The organism is Tenacibaculum aiptasiae, assembly GCF_008806755.1.
Taxonomy (GTDB): Bacteria; Bacteroidota; Bacteroidia; order Flavobacteriales; family Flavobacteriaceae; genus Polaribacter; species Polaribacter aiptasiae.
On sequence record NZ_WAAU01000012.1, the window covers coordinates 74,526 to 88,767 of the forward strand.

The following is a 14,242-nucleotide window of genomic DNA, read 5'->3' on the forward strand; positions in this document are numbered from 1 at the left end:
AGCGCATTTATTAAAAAAAGGTTATGATTTTAAAAAAAGTCCCCTACATCATGCTTCTTTTAATCAGTATTTCTGTGGTTTCACAAAATATGAAAGAAGGTTTTACTTACTTAGAAACTGGAAAATATAAACAAGCCGAAACTTTTTTTAAAGAAATTTTAGAAGACTATCCTACCAATAAAACCGCAAGACTTTGTTATGGTAGAGCCGTTGGTTTAAATGGCGATGCTAAAAAAGCTAAAAACATATTTATCAACTTATTAAAAGATTATGAAAATGATTTTGAAGTAAAGTTAAATTATGCTGAATCTTTACTTTGGGACAAAAGTTTTTCAGATGCAAAATCCTATTATAAAAAATTAATTGATGAAGATTCTAAAAGCTTTTCTGCATTACTAGGTTATGCAAATACCTTATCCAACTTAAAAGAATATGAAGATGCTATTGTATACATAAATAAAGCTTTAGAGGTTTCTCCAGGGAATCCGAATGCTTTAACTTCTAAAAAGTTTATTTACTTAGGATATGCTTATCAGCAACAACAATTACAAGACTATCCTAAAGCTGAAAGTATTTTAAAGAAAAACTTAACTTTTTTTAATAACGATCAACAAACTTTATTCAACCTAGCAAACCTTTACCTAATTGCAAATGAATTAGATAAAGCAGAAGAAATTTATACTCTCTTAGAAAAAAAAGAAGAAAGTAAACTAGCTGCTTTAAATGGTTTGGCATTAGTTTCTCACTTAAATGGAAAAGAGCCTGATGCTTTAAATACTAGTAAAAAAGCTTATGATTTATTATCAGATTCCTCTTCTCCTACTATAATTCAACAAACAAAAGAGCGTTATGTTCAAGCTTTAATTTGGAACAAAAAATTTAAAGATGCTGAAAGCTTAATCAATAATCTAGTCAAAGAATATCCTAATGAAAACTGGGTACTATCTTTAAGAGCAACTCTTAATATTTATAGAAGCGATTTTAAAAAAAGTGTTGCTGATTACAATCTGATTTTAGAGAATGATAGCTCTTCTTTTGATGGAAACCTAGGAAAAGCTAATGCTTTAAAAGCACTAGGTAATTACGACAACGCTTATAAAAGTGCAGAGAATACTTTAGTTTTTTATAAAAATCAAAAAGATGCTAGTAATTTTATTAAAAAGTTAGATGAAAGTTTTACTCCTTTTATAGACAACAAAGCTTCTTATTCTTTTGATAATGGTGATAATGAGGCCTATTCATACACTGCAAAAATTGAATTTCCTTTGTCTACAAGGTTCAAAGTTTTGGGGAACTATAACTTTAGAACCACAAAAAATACCGTTAGTAATATTAAAGCTACTTCAAATAACTTTTTAGTAGGGATTTCTTATGATTTATTAGGTAATTTAAATTTTAGCGGAAGTGTAGGGATTACTTCTTCAAAAGCAGAAACAAAGAGCTTTAATCAGATTTTAAGTGATGTTTCTTTTAACTATAAACCTTTTAAACTTCAAAACTTAAAAGTAGGTTATAAAAGAGAAATTCAAAATTTTAATGCGGAGCTTATCAATAGAGAAATTGTTCTAAATAATTTTTATGCTAACTATAGTTTAAACACAAACTTTAATGTTGGATTATTCTCTCAGTACTTTTACACAACTCAAAGCGATGACAATGCTAGGAATTTACTTTTTGCCTCTTTGTATTATAATATTATGAATAAACCTTCTATAAAAGCTGGTTTCAATTTTCAAAATATATCGTTCAAGAATCAAGTTCCTGCTATATATTTTAGTCCAAGTAAGTTTAATGCTTATGAAGTTTTTGTAAACATTATACGAAATGAAGTTGCTATTAAAAGTGAGGAATGGTTTTATGAGTTAACAGCTGCTACCGGTTTTCAGTTTATAGAAAATGATGCAAAACAAAGTACTTATAGAGTTCAGGCTAAACTGGGTTACAAAATATCAGATCGTAGTTTGGTAAATATATTTGCTTCTCAAAGTAATATTGCCTCTGCAACTGCTTCGGGATTTCGTTTTACAGAAATTGGAGTTCGTTTTAAATGGTTACTCTTAAAGAAACCTATATTCAAGAAAAAAGAGCAAAAGAATTAACTTTTGCTCTTCAAAACTTAAACTACTTTGGAACTAATATCTCATTTTTAATTAATGAGTAATTTTAATGTGCTATACTTTTTAGAATCGCTTTCAATTCTACAGATATACATTCCTGACATTAAATCTTTTCTTCCTATTGGAATTAAATTCTCTCCTACTTTTGTAGTGTAATTTGTTTTATAAACCAATTGGCCTAAGTAATTATATATATTTAACTTTACTTCTTCATTAATTTCTGATGTGAAATAGATATTACCTGAATTGTTTATTGGATTTGGTAATGCTAAAACCTTGTTATTAAATTCAACTACTTCTTCTACTATTTGCTCGGCTTTTAATCCGAACGCTACATCATTTACATTCATTTCAAATGGAACATAAGTACTATAATCTCCTTGTAATGAGAATACAATTGTTTTTACATCTGTAATATCTCCTGACTTTCCGCTTTTGTCAAGAAAATCATTAAATGAAATGCTGTATTCTTTTTCAAATTCGTTTGCTGGAATTTTAATTCTTAAACGGTTATCCCAATCTGTTAATCCTTCTTGTACTAAGATTACTTCAACTGACTTTGTATTTTGGATTTTAAATTGAATAGACTCATACTCTGATACATCTAATGTTTGATCTCCTGGTAACACATGTCTAAACAAGTTAATGGTTCCTTTTACTTGCCCGCTTACTGAAGGCTCTCTTTCTATTTGATAAATATTTTCGTCGTAATCTTCATCATTATTTTCTACAATGAAAGAGCTTACATTTACATTTTCTTCTAAATAATCAATTCCCCAAGGACCGTCTGCTAAATATAAAGCATCTTGCTGCTGTGATAAGTTTGTACTTAATGAAAATCCAACATCAAATAATTGACCTGTAGGAATAACTACTTCATCTTTCCAAGTACCTTTCAAGCTAATTACTTCTGACATGTTTGTTTTATCTGCCACTTCTGTTTTAGATAATACTGCTTCAAAATTCATAGAACTTGCTTTAACTTTGTTAACTATGTTTAAATGTAAGTTTCCATTTTTATAGTATCCAGAACTAACAAATACTGGTGGTACAACATCTTCTAACGATGTACTAACTAAAGGCTTAATATTTGTGAATGTATCTAAGATATGGTTACTCAATGTAAATACTTGTGAAAAAGAGCTACCCCATACTTGAAAATTATAATAATCGCCATTAGGATACTGTTCAATATTCCAAAAACTATATAATTCATTCGCTGCATCTCCTAACTTCACAGAAAATCCTAATGTATACTCTACTTCACCTGTAGCCCTTTTTATTTTTGAACTTATTATTTGATGACCTCTAACTTTTACTGTTCTAATATCTTCTAAAACCGAGTTATTTAATCTATCACATATTTCTTTTGAGTGATCATATACTTTTCCTTTTGTTGCTGTAGCTAATACTGCTGATATTCTTTCCTCTCCTGTATATAAGTCTACTGAAAATACTTCTTTAGCATTAGTAATTCCTAATAAATCTGTTGGAGTTGACACATATGCTTTTTCAGATCCATACATTCCAGTTTCTGGTAAGAAAGCCTCAATACTTGATGGATTTGCTCCTTTTGCAAGTAACAATTGTTTCTTTTTATATCTTTTTTGTAATGCTTTTTTGTTTAAAAGATTACCATTTTTTTCACGTTTGAAGTTTCTTTTAGCAATTAAACTTGCTAACTTTCCATTACTTTCTAATCCTCCATCATGTGCTGATGTTACATCTGTTGCACTAGATACGTCTGCAAAATTTGTTGACGTAATTGCTGAATATGGATTTGCTGTTACATAAAAAACTGCATCGTTAAAATCGTTATCACAAGAACCATAATCTCTTCTAATATCTTCAAAACCTAAGATGATTCTTTCATTATCTGGATCATTTAATAATACGTTATGGTGTCTTAAATTTTCATCTGCTTCAGGGTTATAATCTGGATTAGAATATACTTTCCAATGTCCGTTCATAACTGTACTGTAGTTAGCACTCCATGCATTTGCTAATAATACCCAACCAATACCTGTTCCTGCTGGAAATGTTCCTATTTTTACTTTGTCTCCTACTTGAAGTCCACCTCCACTACCTAATGCAGATGCATTTGGAAAAATGATCGTGATATCTTCTGCAGCTGGTGGTGTTGGTGATGGATTGTTTACATCATATGTATAAAACCCTAACACATTTCTGTATCCTGCTCCTTCACTAACAAAAGTTACATAAATATCAGCCTCTTCAGTTAATTTTAAATCTGTATCATAACCAGAAGAAATATAATGTGGATTGTAATCTGGTACTGGGTAACTTTCAGGAATTGAGTTACTAATCATTTCTAATGTTTCTACTGATACATTATCTCCTGGACTCTCTAAGTAAAGAGGTGTTCCATTTGATGTAAACTCACCTAAGTATTGGTAGTTTTGTGCGTAGATATTTGCCGTCGTTATTAGTATTAATAATGTAAGTAATATTTTCTTCATAGTGCTTAAGTTTTAATGTTATACTGTAAAATTAGGCACTTATTAGGCTGTTTTTTTAAATCTTCGCTATGTAGAACTTAAGAGTAGTTTAAATACAAATTACTATAGATTAGGGCTTTTTAATACCATTCGTCGATACTAAATTACTTTTTAAGTCAATTATCATTATGTATACTTTTCTAAAAAATTTCTATAAAAAAATATCCGCTTAGTTAAGCGGATATTTTATTTAGTATGTTTATAATTTTAACGAGTGTTAAACATCTTAAAATTATTAGTGCACCATTTCTAATGCACTAATAATTTAACTGGCTTAAATGTATTTTTTTTGCCTATTATTTTGCAGAAATACAATCCTGTATGTAAAGATTGACGATTGAAATCAATTTTATTAATTCCAACTTCTGCTTTGTAATTAGCTTTATACACTAGCTTCCCTAATTGATTATACACTACAAATTCTAGATCTTCTTGTTCTTGTGCTTTAAAATATAAGCTTGTACTTAATGTTACTGGATTTGGTACAGCAGTTACTAATCCGCCTTCATATTCAATTAATTCAGTAAAATCTATTTTAGAAAAACGAATATTGGTTAAATTCATTTCTTTGGTTGTTACTGAACCGTCTTCTGAAACCATTTTAAAAACTATAGTTGCAATATCATCTAATACTAACTCTCCTCCTTTTTTAGAAACAAAACTTGTAAAAGGTATCACGTAATCTTTAAAAGAATCAGATAACGCTATAGTAGTTTTATATTGGTCTTCAAAAGAAGTAATACTTTTCTTAACAAAAGTAATTTCTAACTTTCCTGTTCCTTTTGCTTTTAGTTTAAATCCGTTGTAGTCCGATAAATCAACTGGCATAAAACGTGGAGTTAATGCTCTATATGCTGCTATAAATGTACTTGTTGTTGCTGTTAATGCTACATTTCTTTCAACTGGAAAATCTTTTGCTTCAAAAGTATAATCATTTGGTGCTATTGCATAATTTGACACTACTGTATTTGCTCCTGAAGCATCTACACCCCATGGTCCATCTGACATAAATAAATCATCTGGTGTAGCAATACCGTCTCCAAGTCTGAAACCTATGTCAAATAAATTTCCTGTAGCTACTTTTAAATTGGTTATATAATTTTGCTCTAGATTTATAGTTGAATTTGATTTTTTCAAACTACTTGTTTCTGTTTCTCTATACCCTGCATCAAATTCTACTTCACCACTTCTATTTCTGTTTATGATTTGTAAATCTAAAGACCCGTTATTATACTTTCCTTTTCTTACAAATACTGTAGGTGGTTTTGATGTTTTATAACCAGATATAGGTTTCTCTGCATTTAATAAACTAACTACTTCATTTGCTAAAAGATATAAGTCATCTAGTGAATTTGACCATATTTGGAAATTATAAAATCCTACATTGCTTTCATACTTATCTAAATTCCAATGACTTTCTATTTCAAAATTGGCATCGTTATTAACCATTTTTGCAGATAAACTTAATGAGAATTCTATAGTATTGTCTGCGTTTTTAATTAATGATTTTATAAACTGATGTCCTTCGATTTCTATGGTTGATACTGATATTAACTCTGCTCCTAGTAAACGATCGCAAATATATTTTGTATGTTCATATACTCCGTTCTCTGTTTTTAAAGCTAGTATTGAAGCTACTGGGGTTCCTTGTTCTACATAATCAACAGCGTAGATATCCGTTGCATTGGTAATAGCTATTAAATCTGTTGGTGATGATTCTACTACTTCATCTTCCTTAATTACATCTAAAGGAATAAAGTCTTTTAATTCTATTGCTCCACCTTTCTTTTTGTAATCTAAAGATTTAGTTACTCTTGCTGCTTTGCTTCTATCAAACTTGTAATTAACTTTTGCTCTATTGTAATTACGTTTGTTAATTTGTTCTGATAATCTATTATTACTTTCCAAACCTCCTTCGTTCCCTCCTGAAGTTGGAGCCAATATTACACTACAATTTCCATAACCAGAACATGATGGATCATCACAATCAACTAAACCATCTCCATCATCATCAATTCCATTATCACAAATTTCTTGTGGCACTGGTGCTGTTGGACATCGTGCTCCATCATTACTTGAACTAGAAGGTCCAAAAGCGAATAAATTAGAATCTATTGCATTAGAACCAGTTAAATCTTGAACTGCTTGTATTACGTAAATAGTACCTGTTTGGTTTGCAGACACATAAAATCGACCAGAAGCATCAAAATATACTGCTCCATACGTATAATTCAATCCTGACATAATTGGTACTTCTCCTAAAGATTGTACAACACCATTAGAAGGATCTACTCTATATAATTTGTTTGTCTTTTTTTCTACAGTATATAAGTTACCATCTACTGCATTAAAAGCCCAATCATGGATATTGATGTTTGCCGATAAAGTTTCTGTTGCTAAATGTTGTCCATAGTTGGCTGAATCTGGATCTAAATCTATTTTATAATAAGTTGTTCCACCTCCTTTAAGATAATATACACCGTCTGGATTAATTCCTCCAATGTATCTTCCACTTGTAGGTAATTCATCGATGTAATAGGTAGTTACTTTAAAATCATTCCCAATTCGAACAATTGTTTTTGAAGGTGTACTTAATGATCCCCATATAAATCCATCTTGCGGATTGTAAGCCGCTGCATTAATACTACCTGGAGTAACATCTTCAGCTACTAGGTAAGAATTCCCTGATGCTAAATCTATTGAATAGACGTCATTAAATTGAAATAAGTAAGCATTGTAAACACAATTGAATGGCGTGTTTTGGGAAACAATACTTAAACTAAAAAATGCAATAAATATGCACAATAGCTTTTTTAAAAGAGTAATAGTTTTAATCATAATATAATAGTGTAAAATCTCTATTAAAAATAATTAACTATTAACTCTCCTCTTTAAAAGCTCGTTAAGTTGTAGCTTAAGTGTAGACGAAATGCAAAATTCCTTAGATAAAAAACTATAATAAATCTAAACGCTTCATTAATTCAGGTCTTTTTGATCGACTAACAGGAATAACGTTTTTCTTTATTAAAACACTATTATCCTCTATATCAATTATCTTTTTAACATTGATGATGTACGACCTGTGTATTTTTAAGAACAATGATTCTGGGAGTTTTTCTTCTATTTTTTTAAGAGTAGAATGCACTACATAATCTTTTTCTTCTGTTTTTATATTGATATAATCTCCTTTTGCTTCAACAAGATAAATACTTGGTAAATCAATTTTTATTAAACGTCTATCAATATTTACATAAAAATCATTATTGATTTCTTGCTCTTTTGAAGAAGAAGATTCTTTGACTTGGGCTGCTTCTATACTCTTTTTACTCTTTGCTTTTTCTATAGCTTTATCAAAACGTTCTGCATCAATAGGTTTTAATAAATAATCTACAATACAATCATATTGAAAAGCTTCAATTGCAAATTGTGGATCTGAAGTAGACAGAATAATTAAAGGAGGATTCTTTAATGTTTTTACAAAATCAAATCCCGTAAAATCAGGCATATGAATATCTAAAAAGATAAGGTCCACTTTATTCTCATTTAAATACTTAATGGCTTGAATTGCATTAGGAAATTCCTCAACAACGGTTATACCTTCCTTTTCATTACAAAGTGCTTTTATAATTGACCTTGCTAGTTTTTCATCATCAATAATAATACTGTTCATAAAGTTTAAATAGTTTTCAAATATTCAGAAATTGTTTGTAAAATTTTATCAAATCCTTCAGCTCCTTCTATATTATCCTCTCTAAGATTATGTTCATACTTATTAGCTTCTTCATAACTCTTAGTTAATCCTAAAATACTAATTTTATGTTTAATTTTATGAACATTTTCTTCAATCTTTTTATATTCTTTTTTTTCGAAGCTTTCTATATATTCTTGCTTTTCTCCAGGAAACTCTGATTTAATAACATCTATCAATGTATTTTTTACAGACTCATCTCCTCGAGCTAATTGATCTATGTATGATAAGTTTGGTTGTTCCATAATCTATTTTTTTAATGTAAAATAAAATGTTGTTCCTTTTGTTAGTTCGGACTCAATCCATATTTCACCCTCGTACTGTTCAATAATTTTTTTCACTATGGATAATCCTATCCCTGCCGATTTATAATCGTTCTCTAGTTTTTGAAAGGCTAAGAATATTTTTTCAAAGTATTGCTCTTCCATTCCTTTTCCATTATCCTTAATACTAAATTCCCAAAAATCTTTTGTATCTGTAAAATTAATTATTATCTCCCCTTCTTCCTTATCGTTAAACTTAACTGCATTATCTATAATACTATAAAACAATTCTTCAAGTCTAAAATTGTCTCCCTTTACTATTGGTAATATTTCAGGGATACTTACTGTAATATTTTGAGGTATTGATACTTTCTTTAATACTTTATTTACAATTTTATTCAGGTCTACTTCATAGGTATCTTTAATTAGTTTTCCAATGGTTGAATATTTGGCTATTCCTTTAACCAACTCATCCATTTTTTCTACATTTTCTCTAATTAAATTAATTTTTTCTCTTCCATCTTCTCCTAACGCTTCTTTATAATCATCTCGTAACCAAAATGTAAGAGCATCTATACTTTGTAATGGCGATTTTAAATCGTGCGTTACTAAATGTGTATACTCATTTAGTTCTTTATTTCTACGTTCTAAGTTTTCTAACAACCTATCTCGTTGTTTATTTATCTGAAGTATTTCTTTAGTCTGATTATCAATAACATCTACTAATTTTGAAGAATCTAATTCAGATATTTCATCATTCTCTTCTGTTAAATCATAAGAGTTTAATGTACTTATCACATTTTTCAGTTTTTCAATAACTTCTTTTTGAGATTTCGACTCTTTTCTAAGTCGCTCATTTGCTTGATAAAGTTCTTCGGAACTTATGGCTGTTGCTCGTTGCAACATACTAAACTGCTCTTCAGAAGTATTATAGGATTTACTTACCGCTTCAACAAGACTCTTTACCTCTTCATTCTCTTGTAAAGAAGGGCTTAGGTATTTTCGCAACTGTCTTTTTATTAACGGGTTCATTATTCACTAATTAACGTAATTGTCATTGTTTGATTATGCAATTGGCAGTTCGTTTCATTTCTAAAAGGAGCAATTTCTCCATATGAATACAGGCCACAAATAGTTGTGTCTTTTCCTACTACTTCTAACACTTCTTCTACTTCCTCCTCTACTCTTTGATCTAAAACTAATTTTCTTCCAATACAACTCACCAAAATGGCTAATTCTGGATCGGTTTTTCTTAATTTTAAAGCATCTGAAGCTGCTTTTTCAGAAGCATTTACAATACTATCTACATTTGTCATCATCAATTGAACTCTTGAACCTTCTAAAATATCTCCAGCTAAAATCATTGAGTTCTTTTCTTCATCTATATTTAAAATAGTTCTTACTATTGATTGCTTATCGTTTGTCGATTTTACTTTTAAGGGGTATAATAAAGCTGCTCCTGGCAGTTCTTTTGATTTATCTCCCAAGTATTTTTTATATAAATCTAAGGCTGGTAAATCATCTAATTCGTATAAAATATTAGCATCAGATTTTGTTACAATTCGTTCGGGACCAAAAGGAGTCCAACCTCCATTAATTGAAAAACTTACATCTAAGGTTTCTCCATATAATCCTATAGCTACTATTTCACCTTTTTTAGGCTGTTCATTATAAGAAGCAATTGTTTTTTCAAAACGTGCTGCATCTCCACATAAAGCTCCTGTAATTAGCAATTCATTATCTGTAGCTGCATTCATTCCTCTTGCTAACTGACTTCCATTTATAAAGCTTCCTTCTGAAACAATAAATACATGTTTTAAACCTTCACTTGAGAACTGTTTAATTAAGTTTTCTCCTGTTACAAAACTCTTCTTGTTAGAATCGTCATTTAATACATTGGCCGTTTTTATAACATATGTACTTTTTTCAAATTCTATTGCAGTAATTGTTACACTTTCATCATCTACATATTTTGACGTGATATCTCCCGACGTAGATCCAAAAACAATATGTCCATCGTCAAATAATCCTTTTACTTCATCATAAATTTTTTCATCTTCTAATAAATATCTATTTCCAAATACCAATACTAAAGGCTCTTTTAACGAAACTTTTTCACTTATGTATTCCCAATCAGTATTCTTCGTTTTTTTTAATTGTACAGTCTTCATATCTTGTTATTTTTTAATGGTAAAATAAAAGGTAGTTCCTTTGTCTACTTCACTATCTAACCAGATTGTTCCTTCATATAAGTCAACTATTTTCTTAACTATCGAAAGCCCTATACCTGTAGATTCTTTACTTTTATTTAATGAATGGAAAATTTTAAATATGCGATCATGGAATTTTTTCTCTATTCCTATTCCATTATCTTTTACATAGAATTCATAAAATGAAGTTTCTTCTTTAAAGCCAATATCTATAATTCCTTTTTCTTTATTTCCAAACTTTATAGCGTTACTAATCAGATTCTGAAATAATTGTTGAAATTTCGTTTTATCTCCTTTTACTGTTGGCAAGTCATTTTGTACGTTTATAGTAGTATTTTCTGGTATATAGAGCATTTCTTTTAAATCGCTTAAAACCACATTCAAATCTACATCTTGTGTTTCTGTAGTAACAGAATCTACACTTGAGTAGTTTAAGATATCTGAAATTAAACCCTCCATTTTTTCAAGAGTATTTTCTATTAATTCGAAATTTTGAAGTGTCATTTCGTCTAATTTCCCTTCATTATCAGCTTTTATCCAAGAAGTAAGTGCATGTACACTTCTTAGAGGTGATTTTAAGTCATGAGAAACTATATGAGCATATTCGTTTAACTCATTATTACTCTTTTCTAGTTTATTAAGTAATTGAATATTTTTCTTTTCAGCCTTTTCACGCTCTCTAATATTCATAGCACTCTTTAATTGCATTGAAACTAAACTTGCTATGTGTTCTAAAGTATCAAGATGATCTTTTCTAAAAAAGTTTTTATCAGGATGCTCAGAATCTATAACTCCTATTACCTTTCCTTCGCTAATAATTGGCACTGATATTTCAGAAAATCTTTTTTGTCCGTCAATAACATAGCGATCGTCTTTAGAAGTATCTTTGATAATCTCTGCTTTTCCTGAATTTGCTACGTGCCCTACTATACCTTTACAAATAGGTAAGGAAAATTTATCTATAATTTCTTTAGCCTCACTTACTTTTGCTCCATAGGATGCTATTTTTTCTAGCGTATTGTCTTCTCTATTTACTAAATAAATAACGCAATCGTCTGTACCTAAATATTCCGCAATTTTCTGAGTCATTTCCCATGCTATCTCAAAAATATTATTTTTCCCAAGGATAGATTTTGCCAAATCATTAATCATATCTATAATTAACGTTCTTTCTCTCTCATGAGTAATATCTTCTATAATAGCAACTTGAAATTTGATTTCCTCTTGACTATTTCTAACTGCATTTACATTAGTTTTCGCCCATAAAACTGATCCGTTTTTTCTTTTATATCTTTTGTTTAATACAAAATTATCAATCTCTCCAGAGTTCATTTTATCTATTAATTTTTTAGACTCTGGATAGTCTTCTTTAAAAGAAATATCGGCTACAACAAGTTTAGAGAATTCTTCTTTTGTATATCCTAATGCTTTTTGAAAAGATTCATTGGTTCTAAGAATACTTGTACCTTCTGTAAGTACAATTCCAAACGGTGAGTTTTCTACAATGATATCAAGTTCCTTCTTTTGTTCTTCTATTAATGCTGAAGTACGTTTAGTTTCTGTTATGTTTCTGATAATTCCTTGTGCAGCAACAGGTTTATTATCTTTATCATACACTAAACTTGCATTAATTTGCACCCATTTTACTTGCTTGTCTTTACTAAAAATTCTCGCAGTGTAATTTGAAAAAGTACCTTTATCCTTTAACTCCGTAAAAGATTTAAATGCATATACTGCATCTTCTGGATATATTAAGTTAACTACGTTTAGTTTTTCTTTTTCTATATCATATCCAAAAATATCAACTGCAGCATCATTCATCCGAAGCACATTTCCTTTTAAATCCATTATAAGGTATGCATCGATGAAGTTTTCGAAAACCCCTTCTAATTGAGAAGATTTCTCGTTCAGTAAATTTTCGAGCTTAGCATTCGCGGCCTTTAACTCTTCAGACATCAAGTACAGTTCTCTTGATTTGTCTTCTAAGATTTTTTCTGCAGCTTTTCTGGCCGCTTTTTCTCTCGTTAAAGCGCGCTGCAATAGATCTGTCGTTGGGGGACTCATTTATTTTTCTTTTTAAAAACCCTTCTTAATTTTTATCCTTTAAAAAAAACAATAGCTAAGTATTTTTAAAAGTGCTAAATGTTACATTCTATCAGATATTAAATTCAGTATAGTTTATTAGCGTCTGTACCAAATCTAACATTTTTTTTTGATTTTTAAAAATTTTAACACAAGTTTTTTCACTCAAAACCAACCATTTATGGCTCTAAATTAAATTACGAGGTATTAAAACACCTCCAACGACCTGATTATTTATTTACTTCTATTTTCGAAATAACTTTAATTTTTATTAATAATAAACTTTACTTCACTACCATCTTTCTTTGTTCTCTCTAACACAATAGTAGCCGTACTGTTAAAATATTCAAACGTTTTGTTCATTAAACCTAAGCCAAAGTGATGCATTGCTCTACTCGACTTATAGATTAAAATTAACGAGCTCTTCGTTTTTTCTTCTACAATAAATGTAGGAAGTTCTGCTTTTGGGTATATTTTACGCACCTCTACATGAATATGATTCTCAATTGATGCCAATAGTTCTATTGGATCAGTATAAGTGTTTAAAAGCCCTGGATAACTTTCTTCTAAGACGCTAAAAAAATGCTCTCCATATACCAAAAGTAAATTGTCTGTTGAAATCCCAGTATTATTACTCAGATTTCCTAACAATTGAAGCATCTCTGAAAAACGATATGTTCCAATTGAAGTATAGGCACCTCCAGATTCCAATTCAGATTGTGATATAATTTTATCAACCATTTCTAATCCAAACTTACTTTCTACAAGGTCCAAAAACTCTGTAAAAACTATCCCTTTCAATTGTTAACTATTCTTTAGTTCGTTTATTGACCAATATGCTAGGGTTGCTTTTATTTTTTCCACATAATCATCATACTTTAATGGCTTTAACATATAACCAGATACACCTATTCTATAACATTCGTGAATGTCTTTTTGGTTATCTGATGTTGTTAAAATCACCGTTGGTATGTGCCTTAGATCTTCATCTTTTTTTAAGATTGATAAAAATTCTATACCATTTATTTTAGGCATATTTAAATCTAATAAGATTAGATCTGGTAAATTCTTTTTTGTTTCTAAAATGACCAAAGCTTCCTCGGCCGTTTTAGCTTCTGTGATATTATGTTTTAGTTCTAATAATGAAACTGTTCTATTCATTTTCATTATTTCTATCATATTATCCTCAATTAATAGTACATCTAATATTTTTGCCATCGAATTATTACAAATAAATTATGGGTCCAATTTAAGTTTAATTATCAAAAATTAAAGATAGATTGCGTCTAAATTAAAATAAGTG

At 29.5% G+C, this 14,242-nt stretch carries 10 protein-coding genes; 1 reads left to right on the plus strand and 9 read right to left on the minus strand.

Going from position 1 to position 14,242, the window contains the following annotated elements; all coding sequences use genetic code 11:
* Positions 1-50: 50 nt before the first annotated feature.
* Positions 51-2,099 (plus strand): tetratricopeptide repeat protein, encoded by a 2,049-nt coding sequence (locus F7018_RS08140; protein ID WP_246175096.1) that lies wholly within the window; start codon positions 51-53, stop codon positions 2,097-2,099.
* A 47-nt stretch (positions 2,100-2,146) separates the two neighbouring features.
* On the opposite strand, the gene F7018_RS08145 is transcribed toward F7018_RS08140, so the two are convergent.
* The 9 genes from F7018_RS08145 to F7018_RS08185 all read right to left on the minus strand — a co-directional run bounded on the left by F7018_RS08145 (position 2,147) and on the right by F7018_RS08185 (position 14,157).
* Positions 2,147-4,597, minus strand: coding sequence for a DUF4114 domain-containing protein (locus F7018_RS08145; RefSeq protein ID WP_150899550.1), 2,451 nt, complete (start codon positions 4,595-4,597; stop codon positions 2,147-2,149).
* A 288-nt stretch (positions 4,598-4,885) separates the two neighbouring features.
* Complete coding sequence (locus F7018_RS08150) at positions 4,886-7,474, minus strand: DUF6923 family protein (RefSeq protein WP_150899551.1); 2,589 nt, start codon at positions 7,472-7,474, stop codon at positions 4,886-4,888.
* Positions 7,475-7,589: 115 nt separating this feature from the next.
* Positions 7,590-8,306 carry a LytR/AlgR family response regulator transcription factor gene (locus tag F7018_RS08155; RefSeq protein ID WP_150899552.1) on the minus strand — a complete coding sequence of 239 codons (717 nt, stop codon included), beginning with the start codon at positions 8,304-8,306 and terminating at the stop codon, positions 7,590-7,592.
* A gap of 5 nt (positions 8,307-8,311) precedes the next feature.
* Positions 8,312-8,629, minus strand: a complete 318-nt coding sequence (locus F7018_RS08160; protein ID WP_150899553.1) for an Hpt domain-containing protein — start codon at positions 8,627-8,629, stop codon at positions 8,312-8,314.
* Between the two features lie 3 nt (positions 8,630-8,632).
* Positions 8,633-9,679 carry a sensor histidine kinase gene (locus F7018_RS08165; RefSeq protein WP_150899554.1) on the minus strand — a complete coding sequence of 349 codons (1,047 nt, stop codon included), beginning with the start codon at positions 9,677-9,679 and terminating at the stop codon, positions 8,633-8,635.
* Positions 9,679-10,818, minus strand: coding sequence for an FIST signal transduction protein (locus F7018_RS08170; protein WP_150899555.1), 1,140 nt, complete (start codon positions 10,816-10,818; stop codon positions 9,679-9,681). The genes F7018_RS08165 and F7018_RS08170 overlap by 1 nt, the downstream gene beginning before the upstream one ends.
* Before the next feature lie 6 nt (positions 10,819-10,824).
* Positions 10,825-12,921, minus strand: a complete 2,097-nt coding sequence (locus F7018_RS08175) for a PAS domain S-box protein (RefSeq protein ID WP_150899556.1) — start codon at positions 12,919-12,921, stop codon at positions 10,825-10,827.
* Between the two features lie 279 nt (positions 12,922-13,200).
* Positions 13,201-13,740, minus strand: a complete 540-nt coding sequence (locus tag F7018_RS08180) for a heme NO-binding domain-containing protein (RefSeq protein ID WP_150899557.1) — start codon at positions 13,738-13,740, stop codon at positions 13,201-13,203.
* Between the two features lie 3 nt (positions 13,741-13,743).
* On the minus strand, positions 13,744-14,157 hold the full coding sequence (locus F7018_RS08185; RefSeq protein WP_150899558.1) for a response regulator: 414 nt from the start codon (positions 14,155-14,157) through the stop codon (positions 13,744-13,746).
* Positions 14,158-14,242: the final 85 nt, after the last annotated feature.

Coding starts and splice junctions, on each gene's coding strand:
- F7018_RS08140 (WP_246175096.1), top strand. CDS start 51: ATGCTTCTTTTAATCAGTATTTCTGTGGTTTCACAAAATATGAAAGAA.
- F7018_RS08145 (WP_150899550.1), bottom strand. CDS start 4,597: ATGAAGAAAATATTACTTACATTATTAATACTAATAACGACGGCAAAT.
- F7018_RS08150 (WP_150899551.1), bottom strand. CDS start 7,474: ATGATTAAAACTATTACTCTTTTAAAAAAGCTATTGTGCATATTTATT.
- F7018_RS08155 (WP_150899552.1), bottom strand. CDS start 8,306: ATGAACAGTATTATTATTGATGATGAAAAACTAGCAAGGTCAATTATA.
- F7018_RS08160 (WP_150899553.1), bottom strand. CDS start 8,629: ATGGAACAACCAAACTTATCATACATAGATCAATTAGCTCGAGGAGAT.
- F7018_RS08165 (WP_150899554.1), bottom strand. CDS start 9,679: ATGAACCCGTTAATAAAAAGACAGTTGCGAAAATACCTAAGCCCTTCT.
- F7018_RS08170 (WP_150899555.1), bottom strand. CDS start 10,818: ATGAAGACTGTACAATTAAAAAAAACGAAGAATACTGATTGGGAATAC.
- F7018_RS08175 (WP_150899556.1), bottom strand. CDS start 12,921: ATGAGTCCCCCAACGACAGATCTATTGCAGCGCGCTTTAACGAGAGAA.
- F7018_RS08185 (WP_150899558.1), bottom strand. CDS start 14,157: ATGGCAAAAATATTAGATGTACTATTAATTGAGGATAATATGATAGAA.